Annotated in this window: 26 protein-coding genes and 1 pseudogene; 14 read left to right on the top strand and 13 right to left on the bottom strand. The window is 72.7% G+C overall.

The window, feature by feature from the left end:
* Positions 1 to 9: 9 nt before the first annotated feature.
* Together ABT297_RS29365 and ABT297_RS29360 are read left to right on the top strand one after the other, a co-directional pair.
* Complete coding sequence (locus tag ABT297_RS29365; RefSeq protein WP_350555436.1) at positions 10 to 414, top strand: DUF2203 domain-containing protein; 405 nt, start codon at positions 10 to 12, stop codon at positions 412 to 414.
* Between the two features lie 91 nt (positions 415 to 505).
* Positions 506 to 640, top strand: coding sequence for a hypothetical protein (locus ABT297_RS29360; protein ID WP_350555434.1), 135 nt, complete (start codon positions 506 to 508; stop codon positions 638 to 640).
* An 18-nt stretch (positions 641 to 658) separates the two neighbouring features.
* On the opposite strand, the gene ABT297_RS29355 is transcribed toward ABT297_RS29360, so the two are convergent.
* Together ABT297_RS29355 and ABT297_RS29350 are read right to left on the bottom strand one after the other, a co-directional pair.
* Positions 659 to 853 carry a hypothetical protein gene (locus ABT297_RS29355; protein ID WP_350555432.1) on the bottom strand — a complete coding sequence of 65 codons (195 nt, stop codon included), beginning with the start codon at positions 851 to 853 and terminating at the stop codon, positions 659 to 661.
* Positions 854 to 983: 130 nt separating this feature from the next.
* A complete protein-coding gene (locus ABT297_RS29350; protein WP_350555430.1) occupies positions 984 to 2,405 on the bottom strand; it encodes a WGR domain-containing protein in 1,422 nt (473 codons plus the stop codon).
* Between the two features lie 181 nt (positions 2,406 to 2,586).
* On the opposite strand from ABT297_RS29350, the gene ABT297_RS29345 reads away from it, so the two are divergent.
* Both ABT297_RS29345 and ABT297_RS29340 read left to right on the top strand, forming a co-directional pair.
* The gene (locus ABT297_RS29345) at positions 2,587 to 4,320 is read left to right on the top strand and encodes a GTP-binding protein (protein WP_350555428.1); all 1,734 of its coding nucleotides are present in this window, start codon (positions 2,587 to 2,589) and stop codon (positions 4,318 to 4,320) included.
* 53 nt (positions 4,321 to 4,373) lie between these two features.
* The gene (locus ABT297_RS29340) at positions 4,374 to 5,351 is read left to right on the top strand and encodes a small ribosomal subunit Rsm22 family protein (RefSeq protein WP_350555426.1); all 978 of its coding nucleotides are present in this window, start codon (positions 4,374 to 4,376) and stop codon (positions 5,349 to 5,351) included.
* On the opposite strand, the gene ABT297_RS29335 is transcribed toward ABT297_RS29340, so the two are convergent.
* Positions 5,342 to 7,114, bottom strand: coding sequence for a glycoside hydrolase family 9 protein (locus ABT297_RS29335; protein ID WP_502885661.1), 1,773 nt, complete (start codon positions 7,112 to 7,114; stop codon positions 5,342 to 5,344). The genes ABT297_RS29340 and ABT297_RS29335 overlap by 10 nt on opposite strands.
* Positions 7,115 to 7,464: 350 nt before the next feature.
* Here ABT297_RS29335 and ABT297_RS29330 point away from each other — a divergent pair, with 350 nt between their 5' ends.
* From ABT297_RS29330 to ABT297_RS29320, 3 genes are read left to right on the top strand one after another with little or no spacing between them, the layout of a single operon-like run.
* Positions 7,465 to 7,989 carry a PadR family transcriptional regulator gene (locus ABT297_RS29330; protein ID WP_350555424.1) on the top strand — a complete coding sequence of 175 codons (525 nt, stop codon included), beginning with the start codon at positions 7,465 to 7,467 and terminating at the stop codon, positions 7,987 to 7,989.
* Positions 7,986 to 8,663, top strand: a complete 678-nt coding sequence (locus tag ABT297_RS29325) for an ABC transporter ATP-binding protein (protein WP_350555422.1) — start codon at positions 7,986 to 7,988, stop codon at positions 8,661 to 8,663. Before ABT297_RS29330 ends, ABT297_RS29325 begins: the two co-directional genes overlap by 4 nt.
* Positions 8,660 to 11,071, top strand: a complete 2,412-nt coding sequence (locus ABT297_RS29320; RefSeq protein WP_350555420.1) for an ABC transporter permease — start codon at positions 8,660 to 8,662, stop codon at positions 11,069 to 11,071. The genes ABT297_RS29325 and ABT297_RS29320 overlap by 4 nt, the downstream gene beginning before the upstream one ends.
* 225 nt (positions 11,072 to 11,296) lie before the next feature.
* Here ABT297_RS29320 and ABT297_RS29315 read toward each other — a convergent pair whose 3' ends face one another.
* From ABT297_RS29315 to ABT297_RS29305, 3 genes are all read right to left on the bottom strand, one after another.
* Positions 11,297 to 11,458, bottom strand: coding sequence for a hypothetical protein (locus tag ABT297_RS29315; RefSeq protein WP_350555418.1), 162 nt, complete (start codon positions 11,456 to 11,458; stop codon positions 11,297 to 11,299).
* Positions 11,459 to 11,654: 196 nt separating this feature from the next.
* Positions 11,655 to 12,356 (bottom strand): HAD family hydrolase, encoded by a 702-nt coding sequence (locus tag ABT297_RS29310; RefSeq protein ID WP_350555416.1) that lies wholly within the window; start codon positions 12,354 to 12,356, stop codon positions 11,655 to 11,657.
* A complete protein-coding gene (locus ABT297_RS29305) occupies positions 12,356 to 12,649 on the bottom strand; it encodes a tyrosine-protein phosphatase (RefSeq protein WP_350555414.1) in 294 nt (97 codons plus the stop codon). The genes ABT297_RS29310 and ABT297_RS29305 overlap by 1 nt, the downstream gene beginning before the upstream one ends.
* A gap of 55 nt (positions 12,650 to 12,704) precedes the next feature.
* Between ABT297_RS29305 and ABT297_RS29300 the strand changes: the two genes are divergently transcribed.
* Both ABT297_RS29300 and ABT297_RS29295 read left to right on the top strand, forming a co-directional pair.
* A complete protein-coding gene (locus ABT297_RS29300) occupies positions 12,705 to 13,616 on the top strand; it encodes a septum formation family protein (RefSeq protein WP_350555412.1) in 912 nt (303 codons plus the stop codon).
* Between the two features lie 355 nt (positions 13,617 to 13,971).
* Positions 13,972 to 15,027: a hypothetical protein gene (locus ABT297_RS29295; RefSeq protein ID WP_350555410.1), complete on the top strand. Its 1,056-nt coding sequence runs from the start codon at positions 13,972 to 13,974 to the stop codon at positions 15,025 to 15,027.
* 75 nt (positions 15,028 to 15,102) lie between these two features.
* On the opposite strand, the gene ABT297_RS29290 is transcribed toward ABT297_RS29295, so the two are convergent.
* Positions 15,103 to 16,056, bottom strand: coding sequence for an NADP-dependent oxidoreductase (locus ABT297_RS29290; protein WP_350555408.1), 954 nt, complete (start codon positions 16,054 to 16,056; stop codon positions 15,103 to 15,105).
* A gap of 68 nt (positions 16,057 to 16,124) precedes the next feature.
* Here ABT297_RS29290 and ABT297_RS29285 point away from each other — a divergent pair, with 68 nt between their 5' ends.
* Positions 16,125 to 16,715, top strand: coding sequence for a TetR/AcrR family transcriptional regulator (locus tag ABT297_RS29285; protein WP_350555406.1), 591 nt, complete (start codon positions 16,125 to 16,127; stop codon positions 16,713 to 16,715).
* Between the two features lie 147 nt (positions 16,716 to 16,862).
* Here the strand turns inward: ABT297_RS29285 and ABT297_RS29280 are convergent, their stop codons facing one another.
* Entirely contained in the window at positions 16,863 to 17,066 is a 204-nt protein-coding gene (locus tag ABT297_RS29280; RefSeq protein ID WP_350555404.1) for a hypothetical protein, read from the bottom strand.
* 71 nt (positions 17,067 to 17,137) lie between these two features.
* A complete protein-coding gene (locus tag ABT297_RS29275; RefSeq protein WP_350555402.1) occupies positions 17,138 to 18,079 on the bottom strand; it encodes a phosphatase PAP2 family protein in 942 nt (313 codons plus the stop codon).
* 113 nt (positions 18,080 to 18,192) lie between these two features.
* On the opposite strand from ABT297_RS29275, the pseudogene ABT297_RS29270 reads away from it, so the two are divergent.
* Together ABT297_RS29270 and ABT297_RS29265 are read left to right on the top strand one after the other, a co-directional pair.
* Positions 18,193 to 18,504: pseudogene (locus tag ABT297_RS29270) on the top strand (MFS transporter); the annotation flags it as partial.
* 125 nt (positions 18,505 to 18,629) lie between these two features.
* Positions 18,630 to 18,833, top strand: a complete 204-nt coding sequence (locus ABT297_RS29265; protein WP_350555468.1) for a hypothetical protein — start codon at positions 18,630 to 18,632, stop codon at positions 18,831 to 18,833.
* Between the two features lie 60 nt (positions 18,834 to 18,893).
* On the opposite strand, the gene ABT297_RS29260 is transcribed toward ABT297_RS29265, so the two are convergent.
* From ABT297_RS29260 to ABT297_RS29245, 4 genes are all read right to left on the bottom strand, one after another.
* On the bottom strand, positions 18,894 to 20,090 hold the full coding sequence (locus ABT297_RS29260) for an EAL and HDOD domain-containing protein (RefSeq protein WP_350555400.1): 1,197 nt from the start codon (positions 20,088 to 20,090) through the stop codon (positions 18,894 to 18,896).
* A gap of 53 nt (positions 20,091 to 20,143) precedes the next feature.
* Positions 20,144 to 20,818, bottom strand: a complete 675-nt coding sequence (locus tag ABT297_RS29255; RefSeq protein ID WP_350555398.1) for a GNAT family N-acetyltransferase — start codon at positions 20,816 to 20,818, stop codon at positions 20,144 to 20,146.
* Positions 20,819 to 20,828: 10 nt separating this feature from the next.
* On the bottom strand, positions 20,829 to 21,365 hold the full coding sequence (locus ABT297_RS29250) for a hypothetical protein (RefSeq protein WP_350555397.1): 537 nt from the start codon (positions 21,363 to 21,365) through the stop codon (positions 20,829 to 20,831).
* A gap of 98 nt (positions 21,366 to 21,463) precedes the next feature.
* Positions 21,464 to 22,102: a hypothetical protein gene (locus ABT297_RS29245; RefSeq protein WP_350555395.1), complete on the bottom strand. Its 639-nt coding sequence runs from the start codon at positions 22,100 to 22,102 to the stop codon at positions 21,464 to 21,466.
* Between the two features lie 20 nt (positions 22,103 to 22,122).
* Between ABT297_RS29245 and ABT297_RS29240 the strand changes: the two genes are divergently transcribed.
* Both ABT297_RS29240 and serA read left to right on the top strand, forming a co-directional pair.
* Positions 22,123 to 22,329, top strand: a complete 207-nt coding sequence (locus ABT297_RS29240; RefSeq protein WP_350555393.1) for a hypothetical protein — start codon at positions 22,123 to 22,125, stop codon at positions 22,327 to 22,329.
* A gap of 4 nt (positions 22,330 to 22,333) precedes the next feature.
* Complete coding sequence (gene serA, locus ABT297_RS29235) at positions 22,334 to 23,560, top strand: phosphoglycerate dehydrogenase (protein WP_350555391.1); 1,227 nt, start codon at positions 22,334 to 22,336, stop codon at positions 23,558 to 23,560.
* Positions 23,561 to 23,722: the final 162 nt, after the last annotated feature.

The raw sequence follows: 23,722 nt of genomic DNA, 5'->3' as shown, positions 1-23,722 counted from the left end.
TGATCCCCGGTGCTCGGCCCGGCGAGCCTCGGTGGCACGCTGGTCGGCATGGCGCTGTTCACCGTCCCGCAGGCACGCGCGGAGCTGGCCCGGATCCGCCCGGCCCTCGACCGGCTCGTCGCCGTGCGCGCCGACGCCGCCGAGCTGGCCGCTGCGCTGAGCCCCGGCGGGCCGCCGACCGCGCTGGGCGGGATGCCGGAGCTCAAGGCCGCCGAGGCGCAGCTGGACGAGCTCATCACCGCGATCCGCGACACCGGCGCCCACCTCAAGGGCCTCGCCCCGCTGCTGCTGGACTTCCCGGCCGAGCTGCACGGCGACGAGGTGCTGCTGTGCTGGCTGGAGGGCGACGACGAGCTGGCCTGGTACCACCGGGCCGACCTCGGCTTCGCCGGTCGCCGCCCCCTGCCGTCCTGACCCCGTTCACCTGGATCTTCCAGGACGGCGACCTGGCCTCCTGGCCGCACCAACCCGGTGCTCCCCGGCCCGCAGCTCGCCGTCGGCGGTGATGATCCGCTCGCGCTCGGCCGTGTACCAGTGGATCACCCTAGTCGCCGCCGCCTATCTCGACCCGGCCGGCGCGCTGGCCGGCTGCACCGCGCCTACCGAACCCGCCGCAGGGGTGGTCGAGCCGCCGCCGTGAGCGGAGGGCTGCCCGTGCTCACCGCCGCCCGGCGAGCCGCCCCGCGACGACCATCAGCCCGGCCCCGACGAGCGCGGCGGCCGCCCCGAGCACCGCGTAGACGGTGATGAGCAGCCAGGAGGTCGACTCGTGCCCGATCTCCACCCGCACGGCGATCCCGGCGAGCACCGCCAACACGAGAAACCCGATGCCCACCGGCCGCGCCCACGTCATCGGCCAAGTACACCACCCGCCCGCAACCGTGCTCGCCGCCCGGTCGTCGAGGTCCGCGCCAGGTAGGCGCCGTAGACCGTGACCAGCACGGACTCCACAGCGTCCATGCCTCCCGGCACGGCCGCCGAGCTCAGGCCAGGCGGCGGATGTCGCCCAGTGCCCGGTAGAAGCCGCCGCGGGTGGCCTCGCGGATTTCGGTGACCACGTAGCGGGCGTTGGCCTCGCGGATGCCCTTCGGGAACTGGACCTGCCAGTCGCTGTGGTAGCCGGCGCTCACCACCCGGATCCGAAGCCGGCCGCCGTCCTCGACGCACTCGACGACGATGCCCTCCGCCGGGTCGGTGACGACCTCGACCGTGGTCGACGGGGCCACGCGGTCCATGCGCGGCGGGGCCTTCACGTCCACGTATTGCGGCACGACGCCCTGCTCGGCGGCGCGCACCGCCTCCTCGCTCGCGTCGATGCAGGCCAGCGAGCCGTCGGTGGTGACGATGTAGAGCTTCTCGTCGTGATACTGCATCGAATAGGCGCTGCCGCAGCCCGTGCCCAGCTTCCACAGGCGCTGGCCGTCGGCGGCGAAGCAGTAGACCGACGAGCGGTGGTCGCCGGCGAAGACGTAACGGCCGTCGGGGGCGGTGGCGTTGGAGAAGACCGTGTTGTCGCAGCGGTAGGTGACCCCGGGGCGGCCGTCCTTGGTGAACTCCAGCACCGAGTTGGACGACATGCCCGCGTAGACCTTGTCGCGCTCCTGCCAGCCGAACAGCACCGCCCCGGTGGTGCTCTGGTGCCAGCGCTCCTCGCCGGTGCGCCAGTCGTAGCTGGTCACGCCCCTGCTGTGGCCGTGATGCACGGCGGTGGCGTCGCAGCGGACCATCCAGCCGGAGCTGCCGCGGCCCTGGCGCCGCCACAGGAACTCGTCCTCGTGGTCGATGCTGCACACGCCGCCATGGGCGTCGGAGACGCCGAGGATGCCGTCGTGGATGTCCAACCAGTAGATGTCGATGTCGGGCGCGATCGCGTAGGCCAGCCGCGGCACCTTGCCGGACAGGTCGTAGACGTTGCCGTCGTCGCAGCCGGCGTAGATCCAGGCGTCGTCGGCGACGATGCACTTGACGCCGTCGGGAAGCTGGAACTGCCGCTCGACCGTGGCGTCGTGGCGCAGGACCGTGATCGTGCCGCTCTCGTTGCCGACCATGCACCCGTCGTCGTCGATGAAGATGCCGAACGCGGGGGCTCCCGAACGGTATTTCCACAGCACCGGTGCCGTCTTTGCCGTCGAGCGCTGGCTGACGATCTGGCGCCGGGTCACCGAGCGGGGCGCGCGCTGCCCCACAACGGCCGGCGCGTAACCCTTGCGCACCTTCTCGCCGATCTTCTTCGCGGCGTCGGCCAGCGCCTTCGCCTCGTCGGCATAGCTCGTCGTCTTCGTCTGGCCCGTGTCGCCGATGCGCCCGTAACGGACCGACATCTGGTTGCCGTCGACGGTGACCTCGTAGAACTTGTGCGCGCTCCCGGTGTCCTCGGACAGCTCCAGGTATGTCGTCTGCGGCATCGGCCGGGCCTTTCTCCGTTGAGGGGGTCGGCGACAGCCTAGCGACGGGGTACGACAAAAAAATCGGATGACCGCCCGGGTACATTCGAAGCAGCAGGTCGTCGCGAACGAGGGGGATCCATGCGAGCACGTGTCACGTCCCGGCCGCAGTCCACCTCGCCCGCGAAGGACCTGACACGCGTTGAGCATCCTCAATCTCGGCATCGTCGCGCACGTCGACGCCGGTAAGACCAGCCTGACCGAGCGCCTCCTGTTCGACGCCGGTGTCATCGACCGCCTCGGCAGCGTCGACGCCGGCAGCACCCAGACCGACACGCTGGATCTGGAGCGCCGCCGCGGCATCACCATCAAGACCGCCGTCGCCACGTTCGGCATCGGCGCGCTGACCGTCAACCTCATCGACACGCCCGGTCACCCGGACTTCATCGCCGAGGTCGAGCGTGCCCTGCGCGTGCTCGACGGGGCGGTCCTGGTGATCTCGGCCGTCGAGGGCGTCCAGGCGCAGACCCGCGTCCTGCTGCGCACCCTCGACCGGCTGCGGGTGCCGACGCTGCTCTTCGTCAACAAGACCGACCGCACCGGCGCCGACCCCGACCGGGCGATCGCCCCGATCCCGGCCGCGGTGGCCATGTGGCGCGACCATGGCGAGGCGCTCGCCGAGCACGACGACGAGGCCCTCGCCGCCTACCTCGCCGGCGAGCCCGTCCCGGCCGGGGTCCTCGGCCGGCTCACGGCGGAGGCGCGGATACGACCCGCGTACCGGGGATCGGCGATCACCGGCGCGGGCATCGCCGAGCTGACCGCGGGCATCGCCGCGCACCTGCCGAGGGCGGCCGGGGACCCCGGCGGGCCGCTGCGCGGCACCGTCTTCAAGATCGACCGCGATCACGCGGCATATGTCCGGATGTTCAGCGGCACCGTCCGGGTCCGCGACCGCATCGACGACGCGAAGGTGACGGCCATCGACGACGGCCGCCGGGACCGCGTCCGCGCGGGCGAGATCGGCCGCCTGCACGGCGTGCGGGGGCTGCGGATCGGCGACACGATCGGCGCGGAGCACGAGACGAGCGCCGCCGTGTTCGCGCCGCCCACGATGGAGACCACGGTCGAGCCGGTGCGGCACGAGCAGCGCCACGAGCTGCACGCGGCGCTCACCCGGCTCGCCGAGCAGGACCCGCTCATCAACCTGCGCCTGGACGCCGAGAGCAGGCAACTCTCCGTTTCGCTGTACGGCGAGGTGCAGAAGGAGGTCATCGAGTCGACCCTCGCCGAGGAGTACGACATCGCGGTCACCTTCGGCGAAACCGTCACGATCCACCGGGAGCACCCGGCGGGCACCGGCCGCGCGGGCGCGGTCATCGGCCGTGACGGCAACCCGCACCAGGCCACCCTCGAGCTGCTCGTCGAGCCCGGCGAGGGGCTGGAGGTCGCGCTCGCCGTGCCGGTCGAGCACATCCCGATGTACGTCTACAAGACCGTCGCCGCCTTCCAGGACGCCGTCACGCGCTACGTCCGCGACGCGTTCACCCGCGGCGGCCGGCACGGCTGGGACGTCGGCGACGCGCGGGTGACCGTGACCCGGTGCGGGTACGTCTCGCCGATCAGCACCGCCGGTGACTTCAAGCGGCTCGTGCCGGAGCTGCTCGCACGGGCGCTGCGCGAGGCCGGGACGGTGGTGTGCGAGCCGGTGAGCCGCTTCGCGATCGAGGGACCGGCCGACGCTCTCGCCGCGACGCTCGGCGCGCTGCCCAGGTTTGCCGCGATCCCGGATCCGCCGGCGGTCGAGGGGCCCCGGTTCACGGTCGGCGGCCTGGTCCCGGCGGCACGGACGACAGCCCTGGAGCGCGCCCTGCCCGGCCTCACCCACGGCGAGGGGACGCTCGAGGCCACGTTCGACGGCTACCGGGTAGCGTGACGCGGTGGACACCATGGCTTCTGTACATCTGAGGGTCGTCCGGCTGTGGCGCCGTGCCTGAGCTGCGGGAAGCCCTGGACACGGTACTGCAGGACGTCGCACCGGCCCGCCTGGCCGACTCGGTGCGCCGGCTCATCACCGACTACCGCAGCGGCCTGCCGGCGGGCGAGCCGCTGCTGCGCGACATGGTCGACGCCACCGCGTACGCCGCCTACCGCATGCCGGCCACGCACACCGCGGTCACGGCGGCCCTGCGGCAGCTGCCGCCGATCGCCCCGCGCAGCGTCGTCGACCTCGGCGGCGGCACCGGCGCGGCGGCGTGGGCTGCCCGCGACGTCTACGGCCCGATCGCGGCCACGGTGCTGGACCAGGTGCCGGAGGCGCTGAAGCTCGGCGCGCGGATCGCGAAGGGCCAGGAGATCGCCTGGCAGCAGTGGCGGCTCGGCGAGGACGTGCCCGCGGCCGACCTCGTCACCGCGTCCTACGTGCTCACCGAGCTGGATGAGGAGCAGCAGCGCGACCTCGTCGCGCGGGCGAGCGCGGCCGCCGCCGTCGCCGTGGTGCTCGTCGAGCCCGGGACGCCGCCGGGGTACCGCCGGATCCTGGCCGCCCGCGATGCGCTGCTGGCCGATGGCTGGCACATCGCCGCGCCCTGCCCGCACCAGGCCGGCTGCGGCATGCGGGAAAAGGACTGGTGCCACTTCGCCGCCCGGGTCAACCGTTCCGCGCTGCACCGCCGGCTCAAGGACGCGAGCCTGGGCTACGAGGACGAGAAGTTCGCGTTCGTCGCGGCCACCCGGGAGCTCGTGACGGCGACCCGCGAGCCCGCCGCCGGGGGCCGGGTCGTTCGGCATCCCGCGTTCCGTAAGGGCCTGGTCACCCTGCAGGTGTGCGGGCGCGACACCGCCGTCGGCCCGGCGCTGGTGTCCAAGCGGGAGGGCCCGCTGTACAGGGCGGCCCGGGACGCGGAATGGGGCGACCGGTGGCCGCCCCATTCCCCGTACTCAGACCTGCCCTCGGATCAGGTCTGATCCGCCACGAACGACGAGACCCACGCCAGCGAGGCGTTCCAGTTGATGGTCAGCTCGTTCGTCGACCATGACTGGATGTCGTCCATGTAGCACAGCTGCGGCTTGCAGCCCTTCAGCGCCGCGCTCGCGACCTCGTCCTGCAGCTGCGAGTTCGGGCCGCCGGCGAGGGTGCCGCGCGGCGGGTTCGGCAACTTCGGGTCGAGCTGGTGGGCGTACCAGCGGCTGTGCTGGTTCTTCGACGCCTTCTCGCCGTAGCCGGTGACGTAGGACTGGTTCAGCGCGTTGCGACCGAGGATGTAGTCCATGCCGGACACCACGCCGTCGCGGTAACGGTCCTTGCCGGTGATCTCGAATGCGGTGGCGACGACGGCCAGGTTGTTGAGGATCTGGCTGTTGGAGGCCCAGTCGTACCCGCCCTCGGGCGCGTACGGCTGGCCGTAGGCCTGCTCGTCCATGGTCTTCAGGAAGCGGTCGGCACCCTCGACGACGGACTGGCGCACCCGGTCGCGGTCGGGCAGCTTGTTGTCCACGGTCGCGAGGTCGAGCCGGCCGAGCGCCGCGGTGTTCTGCCAGTCGAAGGCCCGGGAGAACACGTCGGCCTTGTGCAGCGGCGAGGCCGTCACGTCGGTGGCGTAGCGCTTGTCGCCGGTGGTGATGTACAGCTCGGCCGCGGCCCAGTAGAACTCGTCGCTGACGTCACTGTCGCCGTAGGCGCCACCGCCGGTGGAGTCCGAGTCCGGCGCGTACATCGTCGGGTGCTCCAGCGCCGCCGCGTACGCGGTCTTCGCCACCTTGAGCAGCTTCTCGGCGTAGGCACTGTCGTACGGCTCGAACACCCGGGCGCCCTGCGCGGCCGCGGCGGCCAGGTTGAGCGTGGCCGCCGTCGACGGGGCGTGCAGCTCCCGCTGCTGGGTGTCGGCCGCCGGGTCGGTCGGCAGCCCGGTCCAGGCGTCGTCGTGGATCTTGTGATGGGCCATGCCGGCCAGCGGCTGCCCGGCCGGGACCTGCATCTTGGTCAGGAAGTCGAGCTCCCAGCGCGCCTCCGCGAGCACGTCGGGGGTCTTGCCGCCGGTCTCGGGCAGGCGCAGGGCGCGGGCCTTCGAGGCCTTCGGCGAGCGCTCGTAGAGGCTCATGAGCTGGGCGACGGAGATGCCGCCGTTGACGACGTACTTGCCGTGGTCACCGGCGTCGTACCAGCCGCCGGTCACGTCGAGGGTGTAGTCGCACACGCCCGGCTGGCACGGGACCTTGGTGTCGCCGCCGTTGTGGGTGTCAGCGGTGTGGCCGGCCGCACGGCCGTAGCCCGGGGCGATCTTGTCGGAGATCTCGATCCCGCTGCGCTGCGGGTAGAAGAACGAGAGCGAGTCGACGCTCAGCTGTTTGTACGCCTTCGGGTCCAGGTCGAAGGGCACGCTGGCCTTGCCGTCGGCCTCCAGGGTGTACGTGTGTCCGGTCCCGCGGTACTCGCTGAAGTCGACCACGTGCGTGTTCTGGCCCGAGCTGGCGTCCATGCCCCTCGGCTCCGACTCTCCGGACGCGACGACCTTGCCGGCCTTGTCCTTGAGCTGCCATGGCAGGGGCTTGGTCGAATCCGAGATCACGGTGGCGCGCTTCGGACCGTCCGGCAGGTAGCCGACCTGGTTGACCCGCACGGGGGTGTCCGGGATCTGGTCGGGGGTGGCCGGGAACGCGTACGCGCTGTCGGCGCCGCCGGCAACGGGCAGGGCGCCCTCGCGGCCGGAGAACACGATCGGCAGGGTCACCGCGGGAACCGCCACGATCGCGGCGACGGCGGCAAGGCGGGCTTTGCGTGAAAGCAAAAATGCGGGCAGGCGCACAGCTCTCCTCGTCGGTCGGGGTCAGGGACACGCGCCATACGCAGAAATCGGGTGATTACCGGGTGATTGCGGCGCGTTCCGAGGAACCTAGCGGCCGACAAGCCACCGGAAAAGGGCCAAAAGCCACCAATGTGATCCAGCCCACACAATGCGCCACTGTTTGGCACAAAAACTCCTACAACTGCAGGAGTCCATTTGGTATTGAGGACGGCTGCTCACGCCCTCTACACGACAGGTATACACAGCATGTATACCTGCCGTGTAGAGTGACCGGCATGTCCATCGGTCAAGCGTTCCTGGGGCTGCTCGAGGCCCAACCGCGCCACGGCTATGACCTGAAGCGCGCCTATGACGAGCGCTTCGGCACCGATCGTCCGCTCGCCTACGGGCAGGTCTACGCGACCCTGTCCCGCCTGCTCAAGCACGGCCTGGTCACCGTCGACGGCGTCGAGCCGGGCGGGGGGCCCGACCGCAAGCGCTATGCGATCACCGACGCGGGGGTCGCCGACGTCGAGCGCTGGCTCACACAGCCGGAGAAGCCCGAGCCCTACCTGCAGAGCACCCTCTACATGAAGGTCGTGCTCGCCCTGTCCACCGGCCGCCCGGCCGCCGAGGTGCTGGACATCCAGCGCGCCGAGCACCTGCGCATGATGCGCGAGCTGACCCGCCGCAAGCTCGGCGGTGACCTGTCCGACCAGCTCATCTGCGACCACGCGCTGTTCCACCTGGAGGCCGACCTGCGCTGGCTGGAGCTCACCGCGGCCCGCCTCGACGAGCTCGCCGGGCTGGTGCGCCGATGACCGCGTTGTTGTCTGCCGAGAATCTGCACAAGTCGTTCGGGGCGACGCCGGCGCTGGCCGGCGCGTCGATGTCGGTCGCGGCCGGCGAGGTCGTGGCCGTGATGGGGCCCTCGGGCTCGGGCAAGTCCACGCTGCTGCACTGCCTGGCCGGGATCGTCACGCCGGACTCGGGCCGGGTGGTGTATCGCGACCAGGAGCTGTCCGCCCTCTCCGACGTGCGGCGCAGCGCGCTGCGCCGCGGCGAGTTCGGGTTCGTGTTCCAGTTCGGGCAGCTGGTGCCCGAGCTGACGTGCTTGGAGAACGTCGCGCTGCCGCTGCGGCTGGACGGCGTGCGCCGCCGCGACGCCGAGCGGCGCGCCGCCGAGTGGCTGACCCGGCTGGAGATCGACGACGTGGCAGGCAAGCGGCCCGGTGAGGTCTCCGGCGGCCAGGGCCAGCGGGTCGCGGTCGCCCGGGCGCTGGCGACCGGGGCGCGGGTGGTGTTCGCCGACGAGCCGACGGGGGCGCTCGACTCAATCAACGGCGAGCGCGTCATGCGGCTGTTCACCGCCGCGGCCCGCGACAGCGGCGCCGCCGTCGTCCTGGTCACGCACGAGCCGCGGGTCGCCGCCTACTCCGACCGCGAGGTCGTGGTCCGCGACGGCCGTGCGCTGGACCTGGAGCGCGCCCGATGACCGCGCTCCCGGCCGGCTCCGCGACGGCGGACACCGGCCCCCCAGCCGACCCCACAGCCGGGCCGCCGCGGCCGCACGGGCGCACCGGCGTCCTGCGGCGCTGGCTCGCCGAGATCGGCCTCGGCGCCCGGCTGGCGCTCAGCGGCGGCCGGGAGGGGCTGCTGCGCACCGGGCTAACCGCGCTCGGCGTCGGACTCGGCGTGGCGGTGCTGCTCCTCGCGGTGTCCGTCCCCGGCATCCTCGACGGCCGGCACACCCGTGGCGACGCCCGCGACGACCTGCACTTCAGCGACCCACGGCCGAAGAGCGACGCGACCGTCCTGTCGCTGCCGATCACCAGCCTCTATCGCGACCGCATGGTCACCGGCCGGTTCCTGCGCGCCGAGGGCTCGCACCCGGTGCTGCCGCCGGGGGTTTCCGCGCTGCCGCCGGACGGCACGATCGTGGTCTCGCCGGCGCTGCGGGACCTGCTCGCCGCGCCCGAGGGTGCGCTGCTGCGCCAGCGGTTCCCGCAGCCGATCGCCGGCACCATCGCCAAGGAGGGCCTCTCGGGCCCCGGCGAGCTGTATTTCTACGGCACTCGCGGCGACCTCGCCTACGGCCAGAACGGCGTGATGCGGGTGGCCTGGTATGGCTCGCACAGCACGAACGATCCGCTCTCCCCCGTCCTGCTGCTGCTCGTCATCGTCATCTTCGTGGCGCTGCTGATGCCGGTGGCCATGTTCGTCGCGGCGGCCACCCGCTTCGGCGGCGAGCAGCGCGACCGGCGGCTCGCCGCGGTCCGGCTCGTCGGCGCCGACACGTGGATGACCCGCCGCGTCGCCTCCGGCGAGGCGGTCGTCAGCGCCGCGCTCGGGGTGCTGCTCGGCGTCGGGTTCTTCCTCGTCGGCCGGCAGTTCGCGGAGCGGCTCGAGCTGTCCGGGACCAGCGTGTTCGCCTCGGATATACGCCCCTCGCCCGTCCTGGCCGCGCTGATCGTCGTCGCCGTGCCGCTGGCCGCGCTGGCCATGACGCTGCTGGCCCTGCGCCGGGTCGTCGTCGAGCCGCTCGGGGTGGTACGCAGGGCCGTCTCGCGCACCCGGCGGCGGATCTGGTGGCGGATCCTGCTGCCGCTGGCCGGCCTGGGCCTGCTCGTCCCGCTCTTCGGCGGCGAGGCGATCCGCCTCAACGTCTGGCAGGCCGCGGGCGGCGTCGCCCTGCTGCTGCTCGGCGTCGCCACCCTGCTGCCGTGGCTGTTCGACCGGCTCGTCGCCCACCTCGGGGCCGGCGGCACGGTGTCGTGGCAGATCGCGGTGCGCCGGCTGCAGCTGTCCTCCGACAGCGCGCTGCGGGCCGTGAACGCCATCGCGGTCGCCGCGGCCGGCACGATCGCCCTGCAGATGCTCTTCGCCGCGGCCGAGGCCAGGAGCACGACGGAGAGTAAGCAGGACGTCAACTGGGCCCAGGCGGTGACGACCCTGACGATCTCGCCGCAGGCCGCGGCGCGCGGCACCGCCGACGTCGACGCCGTGCTGCGCGCGACCCCCGGCGTGACCGGCCTGTATTCGTACCGGCGGACCTGGGTCAGGGGCGAGGACGGGCTCGACGGCAAGTCGTTCGAGGTCGTCGTCGCCGACTGCGAGACCCTGCACCGGCTCGCCGACCTGCCCGACTGCGCCGACGGCGACGCGTTCGCGGTCGACCCGGCCTCGTTCACGCAGCCTGGCAGCCAGGACGCAACCGGCACCGCGGGACGCACGGTGATCCTCGGCTACCGCGACGACGCCGACCGCTGGACCGTGCCACAGCACCTGCGGACCGCCCGCGAGCGCCGCGACGCGTACGGGATGCACCACGACGGCCTGCTGCTCACCCCCGGCGCGGCCCCGCCGGTCAGGGCCGGCCAGCACATCTACAGCTACATCGGCCTCGACCAGGCGAACCCGGACGCCCAGGAGCACCTGCGTAACGCCGCCATGCGCCTCGGGCTCACCACCTCCGTGAGCATCCTGCAGTGGCACAGCGTCGACCGCACGTTCGCGAGCATCCGCCGCGGCCTGTTCGCCGGCGCGACGGTGGTCCTCGTCCTGGTCGGCCTGAGCCTGCTGGTCGGCACCCTGGAACAGCTGCGGGAGCGGCGCCGGACCCTCGCGGCGCTGGTGGCGTTCGGCACCCGCCGGCGCACGATAGCGCTGTCGATCCTGTGGCAGACCGCCGTGCCGGTCGCGCTGGGCCTGGTCGTGGCGGCCGCGCTCGGGCTGACGCTCGGCGTCACGCTGCTGCGCGTCGTCGCGGTCGACGTCCGCATCGACTGGCCGAGCGTGGGCGTGGTCAGCGCCATCGCCGCCGGCGTGGTGCTGCTGGTGACCGCCGCCAGCCTGCCGCCGCTGTTCCGGCTGATGCGCCCGGACGGGCTGCGCTTCGAGTAGCCCCGGCGCTGCTCAGCGTCGTGTGCCCGGCCCACCGCCTCCGCGGCGAGCCGGGCACGCGGGCGCCTGGCCCCGCATCGTCAACGGATCCGGCTCTTGACCCGGTCCGCGATGCGGCGGGCCGACTCGGCAGGCATCCCGTCGTCGGTACGCACGAACGGGCCGGCGGATCCGGCATATCGCGCCCGGATCCGCCGCAATCGCCACCGTGAGGAAATGAAATGTCTAGCCGATCACGCGGGTGAAGAAATCGCCGAACCCGGTGCCGACCTGGCCGATCATCGTGCCGATACCCTGGACGACCTTCGCCGCGGAGTCCGGGCGGAACGCCACGAACCACACGATGAAGACGCCGGCGGCCCACGTCAGTGTCTTTTTCAGCGTCATTGACCTTGTTGACCTTGCTCCGCGGAATAAATTGGTGTATCGACCACCAACCTAACTCCGCCGGGCCATGACCGAGGCCGAAACGGCCACAGCGGATCCGGCCGGAAGCCGCACCACGTGCCGCGAACGGAAACCGACCGGCCTCGATCAGCCGGGCTCGCGGTCGGCCCAGGTGCGGCGCGGAAGAACGGAACGCTCACGTTTCGGCGCCCGGGGCCGTCATGGCGTACAGCTCGGAGAGATCCTCGATCGTGCGGGGCGGGATGAACGGGTCGGGGTCGTCGCGGTGGCGGGCGGCGCCCGGGTAGCCGGCGTTCGTGACGAGGACCGGTCGCATGCCCGCGGCGAGGGCGCCCTGGTGCTCGCGGCTACCGCCGTCGCCGACGTACCAGCACTCGGCCGCGGCGACGCCCAGGCGCCGCGCCGCGGTGGCGTACAGGCGCGGGTCCGGCTTGCGGGTGCCCTCCTGCCAGGAGAAGACGGTGGCGTCGAGGTAGGGCGCGTAGACGGTGCCGGGCCAGCCCTGGCACAGCTCGGCGCCGCAGTCGCTGAGCACCCCGAGGCGCAGGCCCGCGGCGCGCAGCCCGGCGAGGACGTCCAGGACACCGGGGCGCGGGCGCCACAGCGGTACCGCGCCGGCGTGGTGCGCCTCGACGGCCGCGTCGAGCTGCGCGGCGGTCGGCTCGGCCCCGCAGCGCTCGGCGATCGCGCGCAGCATGCCGCGGGTGTCGCCGTACACGCCGGTGATGCGATCGGTGAACGTCTCACGCATCGCCCGCCAGAACTGCTCCGCGGGCACGCCGAGCGCGGCGGCGGTGACGGAGGCCGCGCCCTGGCGGCCCGCCTCGACGCCCGGGTCGGTCAGCGTGCCGAAGAAGTCGAAGACGACCGCCCGCATCAGGCGCGCGGCCGGGTGCGCAGGGCGTGCGGCTGGGCGTCGGTCAGGCCGTGCGCGCGCGGATACGGCCCGGCGCCGCCGAAGCGCTCGTCGGCGCCGCGCGGGTCGATCGCCCGGCGCACCCCGTAGGCGCGCGACGCCGCGAGGCCCTCGGCGGTGAGCCGGTGCGGCGAGTCGGAGCGCGCCGACGCCCGCTCGCGCAGCGCGCCGACGCCCGCCGTGGCCGGGCGACCGGGGTCGCGCAGGTTGCGGCAGTCGGGCCGGTGCGGGCGGTGCCGCTCCAGGGTCAGCATGCCGGCAGCATATCGAGGGACAACGCGGCGCCGGACGTTGTTCTACAGTGCGCTCGTGCGCCGCATCGCTCTGCTCGCCGCCGTTGCGGCGCTGCTCGCTGGATGTTCGACACCCAGCGGTACCGATGGTGACCTCACCAACGGCTGGGGAGCCCAGCCGGCACCGTCCGAGCCGGTGCCCGCGGCCGGGTCGTGCCTCACCGCGAGCGGCAACGTGGTGTACGCGGACAAGGGCGACCCGGTGGCGATCGCGGTGGACTGCGCCACGCCGCACAAACTCGAGGTGGTCAAGACCGGCCGGTTCCCGGACGACATCTCGCCGCCCGGGTGGGGCGACAAGGCGATGCAGGCCGCGTACGCCGACTGCGGCAAGGCCGCCAGCGAGTACACCAGCGCGGACTGGCACACCGGCTGGCTGTTCGTCCACATCGGCCGGCCCTCCACCGCGGCGTGGGCGGGCGGTGCCCGGACATACGTGTGCGGGCTCGTCGAGGGCGGGTCGACCAATGCATACACCCCGGCGGTGGAGCGCACCGGCAGCCTGAAGGGCGCCCTGGCTGCCGGCACCTCGCCCGTCATCCGGCGGTGCGCGAAACTCAACGGCGTCGTGACGGACGCACGAGGTTTCTACAAAGACATCCACGGCCAGCGTCGCATCGACTGCGCAACCCCGCACGACGCCGAGTTCGCCGGCGCCATCGAGCTGCCACCAGGCCCGTACCCGAGCTGGGCGGCCCAGCAGGACTACGTCTTCCCCCGCTGCGTAGAGGCCGTCGCCGCGCTGTTCGGCCTGTCCGAGGCGGCGCTGCGCCGACGCGGCGACGTGGAGGTGGAGTTCACCTACCTGAACGACGAGACCGAGTGGGTGGCCGGCGAGCACGTCAGCATCTGCTACGCCGTCGTGGCCAGCACCCATCCGGTCCGCGGGTCGCTGAAGGGGATCGGCACCGGGCCGCTGCCAGTCTGAAGCGCAGGACTCGGATTGCCACGCCAACGGCAAGAGCGCGATCGGCGAGCGCGGGACGTCCGGGGAGCTCTTCTCGCGACTCGTCGAGCGGGCCGACCGCGAGGGGGCACGCTGTGGTGAGCCTGCGCCGGACGCCGAACCGGCCCGGCGACGAACGGGCCCGCGCTGTCTACTCACCGCGGTCTCCTCGGCCATCGGGATGGCCCTGGTCTCGCTGGCGTGCCTCTTCACCGCCGTCGCTGACCAGGACCTGACGCGGGCCCCGGCGGGCCGGCCGGTCGAGCGGGTCCCTCAAACCCGCCGCTGCGGCGCGGCAGAGTTGGAAATGGTGTTCAACTCCGGCTAGGTTGCCCCGGTGAGGAAGGCCCGGCCGTTGATCGCCCTAGCCGTCGCGCTCGCCGCCGGCGGTTGGCTGGTGGCCGCGGTCGAGTCGGGGCCCAGCACTCCGCCGCCCTCGGCGACGCCGGCCGCCGCCGCCCTCGCCTCCGCGCCCGCGCCCGTGGTGTTCTCCGCGCGGCTGTCCGACGGCGCGGAATACACGCCGCTGTTCTACGCCTCCGCGGCCGCCTCCATCGGCACCGCACCCACGCCGGACGGCTCGGCGGACCGGCTCGTCCTGCGCGACCGCGGCGGCGACCGCGAACTGCGCCGCCTGCCCAGGGACCGGTTCGCGCAGTTCCTCGGCTTGACCGCGGCGGACGGCGCGCTCTACTGGGCCGAGTCGGCCGCCGACCCGGACGGCACCTACGAGACTCGTATGTGGCGCGCACCGCTGGACGGCTCCTCCCCACCGGCGTCCCTCACCGCCGACACCGGAGCCGCGGTGTTCTTCGACTCCGAATACGACCTCGTCGTCGCCGACGGCCGCCTCCACTGGGTCGCCGCCCCGCCCGACGACGGGGTCCGCACCGAGCTGCGCAGCATCGCGATCACCGGCGGCCCGGTCACCACGGCCTCGTTCGAAGGCCGGTTCCGGCACACCGGCTGGCCGTGGCTGCTCAGCGTCGACGACCAGGCGCCGCTCGTGCTCGCGAACCCGCAGACCCGCGAGCGGCGCACCATCACCCGCGCCGCCGCCGAGTCCATCGCCTGCACCCCGGTGTGGTGCCGCTCCATGGTCCAGCTCGGCGACCGGCACATCTACGACGTGCTCCGCCCAGATGGCACCGCCCGCCGCCGCGTCCCCGGCGAGCTGACCGCCGTCACCATCGACAACGCGCTCGCCGGGCGCTACGAGATCTTCACCGAGGCCCAGGGCGCGACGGTGCGCCTGGTCGCCTACGACGTCGACGCCGGCACCATCCACCCGCTCGGCACCGACATCGGCGTGACCACCGCCCGAGCCGGCGTCGTCTGGTGGGCCGACCGCCCCGCCAACCCCACGGCCTGGAAGTCGGTCGACCTTCGTTAAGCGGTCACACGTCAGGCTCACGATCAGCGGCCGCTCCGGCGACGACTGGGCCGGCGAGGACGTCCGCGGCGGTTTTCACGGCCGGGAGCGCACCCGCACCACCAGCTTCCCGGTCTTGTGCCGCGTGGCGAAGTCGGACAGCGCCCGCACGGCGTCGTCGAACTCGTATCGCGCGGCGATCCGGGCCTGGAGCTTCCCCGCGACCGCGTCCGCGGCGACCTCGGCCATGCCGCCGAACCGCCCCTCCATGTCGAGCACCAGCCGCACGTCGACCTCGTCGTGGGGCGCCGGCGGCGGGAACGTGATCGTCAGCAGCTGCCCACCCGGCCGCACCGCCGCGACCAGCCGCTCGAGCCGGTCGCTGGGCAGCACCAGGTTGAGCGCCAGGTCGTTGCCGCCGGGATAGTCGTCGTATCCGGCGACCTCGGCGGCGCCCAGCGAGCGCACCAGGTCGGCGTCGGCCTCGTGCGCGGTCGCCACGACGTGTGCGCCGGCGCTGGCGAGGACGGGCAGCAGCGCGGTGCCAACTCCTCCTGTGGCGCCGACGACCAGAACTCTGGCTTCCGGCTTGATGTCGGCGGACGCCATGATCGATCGGACCGCGAGCCCCACGGTGGGCAGGGCCGCCGCCTGCTCGGCGTCGAGCGCGTCCGGCCGTTGCGCGAGGAACGGCGTGTCGGCCTCGAACACCGCGTATTCCGCGAGTGCGCCGGTGCTCACCGACGAACTGCCCATGTGGCCAATCGCGCGGGGTGCGGCGAAACCGAAGATCTCATCCCCCACCGCGTATCCGGTGACGCCCTCCCCGACCGCGCTCACCGTGCCCGCGAAGTCGTTGCCCGGCACATGCGGGAACGGCAGGTCGACGGCCCCGCGGAGGTCACCGGCGGGCAGCCGGACGTCGAGGGGATTGATCGACACGGCGGCGACGCGCACCTGGATCTGCCCGGGTCCGGGCTCGGGCACCGAGACCTCGGCTATCTCGTATTCCTCCGGCGGGCCGTATCGATGGGCCACCACTGCTCGCATGCCTAAACGGACCATGCGGTCATGTTATCGAAAGCGGACCGGGCGGTCAACTTGGTAGGCTAACGCACGTGACCCGACCACTGCGCGCCGACGCCGCGCGCAACCGTCGCCTGCTGCTCGCGGCCGCCGCCGACGAGTTCGCCGAGCGCGGTCTCGAGGCGTCGATCGCCGACATCGCCCGGCGCGCCGGCATCGGCAAGGGCACCGTGTTCCGCCACTTCGCGACGAAGGAGGACCTGATCGCGGCGATCGTGCTCGATCGCGTCGAGGTGCTGATCGAGACCGGCGACCACCTGCTGGAGGCCGACGACCCGGGCCAGGCGCTGCTGGGGTTCCTCGAAGTGGCCGCCGAGCAGCGGCAACAGCGCGACCTGTCCTTCCTGCACGGTGCGAGCTCCGGCAACACGGAGGTGTCGCAGGTCCAGGAGCGACTGCGGGCGACCATCGACGCGCTGGTCGACCGCGCCCGCGACCACGGCGCCGTCCGCGACGACATCACGGGCACGGACCTCTTCCTGCTCATGTGCGCGCCGAACTATGTCGCCGGCTACGCTCCGGGCGCCCCGCCCGACCTGTGGCGCCGCTATCTGGCGATCATCTTCGACGGCCTGCGGCCACAGGGCGCCCATCCGCTCCCGCATCCGGCACCGAGCCCGTGACCCCCGGCCGACCGAGGCGGCCCGCGCCGAACCGCTCGCTGGCCGCCGCGACGCCATGATCGCCGGCGAGGCAATCAGCGCTGCGGCCGGGCAGCACCCCGCATCAGCCGCTGACCGCGCGACCGTGGTCCTGCCCGTGGGCGCGGCTCAGAACTCCTCGTCGACCTGGGTGTTCCCGGAGTCGCGATCCTTCTCGTGCGTGTGCCCGGTGACCCCGTCGACGACCGCCTCGATCGGCTGCGCGATGTAGTCGAACGCCGGCACCGCGATCTGCTCCGCCTCGTCCCGGATGGTGGCAAGATCGATGGCCTCGTCGACCCGTGGCACTCCGGTGAGATCCGTCTTCGCCATACGAGTCCGTTATCCGCCCCCGCACCGCGTCAAACGTCCCAACCCACACTCGACGGATCCGGCACCAGCGCTCAGGCCGGGAGGATCACCTGCGTGGTCGGCTCGTCGTCGTCCGCATCGGATTCGGCGTCGCCGGGCGGGACCAGGCGAGGTACGACCCGGTGGACCGTCGACAGGACCGCGGCCACCACCGAGGCGGTGATGCCGGCTATGCCGAGGGCGCCGCCCGCGTACGCGACGAAGAGGCGGCCGCGGCTCAGGTTGTGGACGGAGCGCGTGATGACGTCGTCGGTGAGGTGCATGCAGATGGCGGCGCCGGCCAGCAGGCCCAGCGCGACCACGGTCAGGAAGACGGTGGTGTAGGTGCTCGGCGGGCCGTAGCTCACGCCGCCGTGGCGGCGCTGGGCAATCACGATGAAGAGGCCGGCGGCCGCGGCCCAGACGCCGACGACGAGCAGGGCGGCCACGGCGTCGCTGGGCCGGTGCCAGCCCGCGGAGAGGGTAGCCACGCCGGCCAGGGTGGCGAAGACGGCGCCGAGGAGTGCGGCCGGGCCGCGGGCCTTCGCGGGTACCACCAGGACCAGGGCCACGGCCACCGAGGCGGCGATGGTGGTGTGGCCGCTCGGCAGGCTGTTGCCGGCCGCGACGCGCTCCGCGTCGACGCCCAGCTCGGGGCGGTAGATGAGGGCCTTGAGCGCCTGGGTGGTTACGTTCGCGCCGCCGATGAGCAGAACCGCGCCGGCGGCCAGCGCGACCCGGCGGCGAGCCAGGGCGATGAAGCCGATCGTGATCGTTGCGGCGGTCAGCGACACCGCGGAGATGCCGTTGAGGATGTCGCGCACCAGGGTCTCGACGTGGGCCCGGCCGATGCTGTTGCCGGTGATCGCGACATAGTCCAGCAGCTGGCCGTGCTCGGTGCGGACGAAGAACCACCAGACCGCGATGGCGCCGGCCGCCTCCAGGGCGGCCACGAAGAGAAGCCACAATGTCAGCCCGATGGGCCACCCACGCATGGCAGGCAAGATAGCCCACGGCCGCGAATTGCGCTCACCGCGATGTTTCTTGTCTCCGCGGTACGGCGATCCACGTCGCCGACGAGCTGCACGCCCCGGCCACCTTCCTCGGCGTGTACTACACCGCGTTCGGCGTCGGCGCCGTGGCCGGCGGCCTGGGTAGCGCGTTCCTGTGTCGCCTGCCCCTGTGGCCGGCGATGGCCGGCATCGTGGTCGCGTTCGGCGCCGCGATGCTCCCGCTCGGGCTGGGCGCCCCGGCCGCCGTGTCGCTGCCGGCGTTCTCGGTCGCGGGCCTGTGCTGGGCGCCGTACCTGTCCACGGTGATGGCGCTGTTCCAGCGCACCACCCCGCCCGACAGGCTGCCCCGGGTGCTGGCCGCGTTCGGCTCCGTCACGGTGATCGCGGTGCCGCTCGGCACGGCGATCGGCGGGCCGCTCGTGACCGCCTTCGGCGCCGGGCACACGCTGCTGCTGAGCGCGGCATCTGGCATGATGCTCCAGCCGACCGGAAGGTACGGGAGGAACCATACCCAGACGGGTATTAGGAGGACATGGTGCTCGTCGGCTATACCGTCGAGGCGACCGACGGCGAGATCGGCGCGATCGACCGCAGGACGTACAACGGCCGGCAGGTGCTGGTCGCCGGCGACGACGGCGCCCTGCTCAGGGTGGACGTGAACACGGTCGAGCGCATCGACCACCGCGACCACCGCGTCTACCTGGCGGTCAGCCGGCGAGAGCTGCGGGCACGCTGATCCAGCCCGCGCCGGTCAGGGCCGGCCGGGGACACGCGGTCTACGGGGACGGCGGCATCCTCACCGAGCCGCGGGCTCGGGCGCGGTGAGCGAGGCGTTGGTCCAGCGCAGCGCGGCGAGCAGGTCCTCGCCGAGGTCGCCGGCGCCGCCGTGCTGGTAACCGCGCACGTCGCGGAGCACGGCGCCGAGGTCGCCGCGGCCGTGCGTGACCGCCTCGGCGACGTCGGCGGTGAGCGGCAGCTGGTCGGTGAGGGCGGTGGCCGGGGCGCCGAGCAGGTCGCCGATCCCCGACAGCAGCCCGACGGTGAACGCGGTCGCGCCGTCGGCCGAGCCGCGCCGCTCGGCCACGGTCTGGCACATGCGGGCGCGCACGACGACATCGGTGAGCAGCGACTCGTCGCCGTCGGCGAGGTCCGCCACCATCATGAGCGTCGCCCACTGCCGCACCTGGGGGATGCCCAGCAGTACGACCGCCTGCACGATCGACGAGACGGGCTGCTTGAGGCCGTTCGCGGCGGCGTTGACCCCGCGCAGGATGCGCACCGCGAGGGCCGGGTCGCGCTCGATGCCGGCCACGGCGAGGTCCAGGTCGACGTCGTCGGCGGCCAGCTCGGCCAGCAGCCGCATGCGGGCCAGGCGGGTGGGATTGAGCGCGTGCGTGGTGATGAGGTGCGGCCGGCTGAGCACGTGGCCCTGGAAGAGCTCGAAGCGCAGCCGGTTGGCGAGCTCGAGCAGCTCGCAGGACTCGACCCGCTGGGCGACCAGCCGGATGCGCGGGATGCGCCGGCACTGGTCGACGAGGCGGGCGATCGTGTGCCGGTCACCGGTGAGCATGTCGACCTTGACGTAGTGCACGTGCGGCAGCAGCCGGGAGGTGGCCGGGTCGCCGGTGAAGCCGTCGATCGCGAGCCGGTGGCCCTGCTCGGTGAGCGCGGCCGCGGCGGCGACGAGCTCGTCGTCGACGCGCATGCCGGGCATCAGCTCGAGGCCGACCCGGCCGGGCGGGAACGGCAGCGGAAGCCCGCCGACGAGAAACTCGCGGGTGAGGTTGACGAAGCACGGCTTGTCGCCGACGAGCTCCTCGATGCCGAACGCGGTGAACGCCTCGACGATGACCCGGCTGGTCGCGGCGCTGTCGCGCACGGTCGCGTGGTTCGCGCCGGGGCCGTCGCGGAACAGTAGCTCATACGCCGCGACCTGGCCCCGGGCGTCGTAGATCGCCTGGCGGCCGATGTGCACGGGGCGGGTGCTGTCCACGCCTGCCTATCGGCCGGACGGTGCGGAAATGTAGACCCGGCCCCGCCCGGCCGTCACGCGTTCTCCGCGAGGGCGTGCACCTTCCAGCCGGGATCGGGGAAGCCGGACGCGACCGCCACGTGGGCGCTCGCGGTGTTCGCCGGGTCGTGCAGATATATCGGTACCGCACCGGCGCCCACGATCCGCCGGGCCGCCCGGGCCACCAGCCGCCGGGCCAGCCCCTGCCCGCGGGCGCGCTCCTCGGTGCCGACGGAGATCTCGATCCCGGTCGCGTCGTGCGGCTTGAGTCCGACTCCGGCCAGGTACTCCCCCGTGCCCGGCTCCCGCGCGACGAGCACCTCGCCGGGGAACGGCCGCAGCCAGTCGGGCAGGCCGGAGCGGTCCGCCGGCTCCCACTCCCCCGCGTCCGGCAGGTCCGCCGGCGCCTCGCTCCAGCGGAACACGCCCGTGAAGCAGTGCTGCTCGGGCCGGCCGACGAGGGCGGGCAGCGCCGCACCGAGCGCCGCCTCCAGCTCGCCCGGGGCGGTCCCGGCGACAAGCCGGGCGACCGCGTCGCGGGCGGCGGGCGGCACGGACAGCACGCCGTTGCCGGCCGCGTCGGTCACGCCGAGCGCCCGCTGCTCACCGCCGTCCCACCGCGGCTTCTCCCGCAGCGGGCTGCCGACGACGACGAGGCCTCCCGGGGACGGCCAGCTTCCGAGCCAGGCGCGAAGGAACCGATCGAGCACTCGTGCCATCCTAGGGTTGCGCCCGGTACTGAACGTTCATGACCTCGGCGACGCGCCTGGTCCAGCCGGCCGGGCCGTCCACGGCCCAGTTCTCGCCCAGGGCCATGAACAGCGGTTCGCGGCTGCCGGCCATGGCGACCCACTGGGCCTCGACATCGCTGTGCCCCTCGTACACCCCGACGGCGACCGGTTGCCCGGCGGCGACGCAGCGACCCCGGCCCACGGCGTTGCGCGCGTCGTCGACCGCCTGGAAGCCGTCGCACCCCAGGCCGCGCCGGTCGAGATAGTCCACCAGCGCCTGCGGCGAGAGGAACCGCCGCGGCGGCGACCCGGACGCGGGGGCCGGGTCCGGGCCGATCCGCCCGAGGAGGATCGCGAGCACGGCCCCGGCGATGACGACCCCGGCCGCGAGGAACGCGATGAGGGCCACGGGCGGGCGGTGGACCGGGTGTTGCCGCGGCGGCGGGGGCGGCAGGGGCTGCGTGGCTTCGGGATCGGGCGCCGGCGGATCCAGGTGGTCGAGGGGCTCGCGGGGCTTCTCGGTCACGCGAGAAAGCTACCCCGGCCCGTTCGCGGACTGCGCATGTCCGAACGGCCAGAGTTGCTCAACGACACATCAAGATCGGCACACCAGCCCGGGCCGGCTCATGTGGCGGGCAGCGACACGGCGATCTCCTCGCCGAGGGTGGCCCCGCCGAGCAGCCGCAGGTCGTCGCCGCTCCAGAACTTGCCCGGATCGTACCAGTTCGCCCGCTTGCCCTTGGCAAGCAGGCCCATGTCCTCATAGGTCACGGCGACCACCTCCGCACAGTAGGCCGTCTCCAGGGTGCCGGCGGCCGGCTCGCGCAGGCGTGGCTGGCGGCCTCGAACCCGGCCGCTGAACCAGCGGCCGGCCAGCCGGGCGGTGGACGGGAACGGGGTGCCGTCCAGACGGGCGATCGTGCGCAGGACCGCGTCCTCCATCGCCGCGCCGGCCTCCGGGAACAGCTGCCGCAGCCAGGCGCGCTGGCCGTAGCGGCCGCCCCAGACCAGCACCGCGTCGCGCAGGTCGTGCAGCTGGACGCCGCGCTGGTGGGTGCCCGTCCACATGTCCGGCAGCGACCGTCCGAGCTCGGCGTGCCACATGAGGGGCGGCATGTCGTCGAGGACGACGGCCATGCCGACGTGGTTGACCGGGCTGTTGGTCAGGGTCTGGATGGCGCGGTCGGCGGTCGTGCGGCCGCGGAACACCCACAGGTCGCCGGTGCGTGTCATCCGCACGGCCTCGTCGAGATCGACCATCACCGGTACTACCCTAGGGCCTCATGCGTATCAAGTGGTGGAAGGTCGCGGGGCTGGCCGGTGTCGTCGGCGTGGCGGCCACAGGCGTGCTGGTCGCACGGGCGGAGCGGCGGCGCCGGGCATACACGCCCGAGGAGATCCGCGACCGGCTGCGCCAGCGGCACGCGATCGCACAGGACGGGACGAGTCGCGGCTCACGTACCAGTGACACCGGAGGTCACATAGGGTAGGGATGTGCAGCCACACACTTCCCAGGCCGACCCGGTTCGGGTCCTCTTCCTCGAAAACATCCACCCGATCGCGGTCGAGCGGATGCGCTCCGAGGGATACGAGGTGGACACCGTCGGTCGTGCGCTCGACGAGGACGAGCTGGTCGCGAGGCTCGACGGGGTACACCTGCTGGGCATCCGGTCCAAGACCCAGGTCACCGCCAACGCGCTGGCCTCCGCGCCGCAGCTGCGCGCCATCGGCGCGTTCTGCATCGGCACCGACCAGATCGACCTGCGCAGCGCGGCGGAGTCCGGCATCGCCGTGTTCAACGCGCCGTTCTCCAACACCCGCAGCGTGGTGGAGCTCGCGATCGCCGAGATCATCGCGCTCACCCGGCGGCTGACCGAGAAGAACGCCGATATGCACAACGGCGTGTGGAACAAGGACGCCGAGGGCTCCCACGAGATCCGCGGCCGGTCCATCGGCATCGTCGGCTACGGCAACATCGGCACGCAGCTGTCTGTCCTCGCCGAGAATCTCGGCCTGCGGGTGTATTTCTACGACACGTCGGAGAAGCTGGCGCTGGGCAACGCCGTGCGCTGCAACTCCCTCGACGAGCTGCTCGAGGTCGCCGACATCGTCACGCTGCACGTGGACGGGCGCCCGGGCAACAGCGGGTTCTTCGGCGAGGAGCAGTTCGCCAGGATGCGTCCGCGCAGCATCTTCCTCAACCTCAGCCGCGGCTTCGTCATCGACCACGACGCGCTGCGCCGGCACCTCGACAACGGGCACCTCGCCGGCGCCGCCGTGGACGTGTTCCCGAAGGAGCCGAAGGCGAAGGGCGACGAGTTCGTGTCGGCCCTGCGCGGCCTGCCCAACGTGATCCTCACCCCGCACATCGGCGGGTCGACCGAGGAGGCGCAGTCCGACATCGGCTCGTTCGTCGCCGAGAAGCTGCACAAGTACGTCTCGGAGGGCTCCACGACGCTCAGCGTCAACCTGCCCTCGCTCAACCTGCTGCAGGCCCCGGACACGCACCGCATCGCGCTGCTGCACCACAACGTGCCGGGCGTGCTCGCCGACGTCAACAGCGTCCTCGCCAGCCACAAGGTCAACGTGGAGGGCCAGATCCTGGCCACCCGCGGTGAGTACGGCTACCTGCTGACCGACATCGCGATCAACTACCCGCAGGAGATCCTGACCCAGCTGGGCAGCATGGCCACCACCGTCCAGCTGCGCGTGCTCTCCTGACACCACGGTTACGGCTTCCGGCCGGCGGCCTCGCCCGACAGTACGGGCGGGGCCGCCGGCCGCTTGGCGTGCGCCGCCATATTAATTCATAGGCTTCGATCAGCCGTAACGCCACCGTCCCATATCGTTCACGACCGAACGACAGCGTGCTCCCAACGGATC

The organism is Dactylosporangium sp. NPDC000555 (assembly GCF_040300025.1).
In the GTDB taxonomy this organism is placed as follows: Bacteria; Actinomycetota; Actinomycetes; order Mycobacteriales; family Micromonosporaceae; genus Dactylosporangium.
Note: the sequence above shows the minus strand (reverse complement) of the source record. Positions and strands in the feature narration are given on the sequence as shown.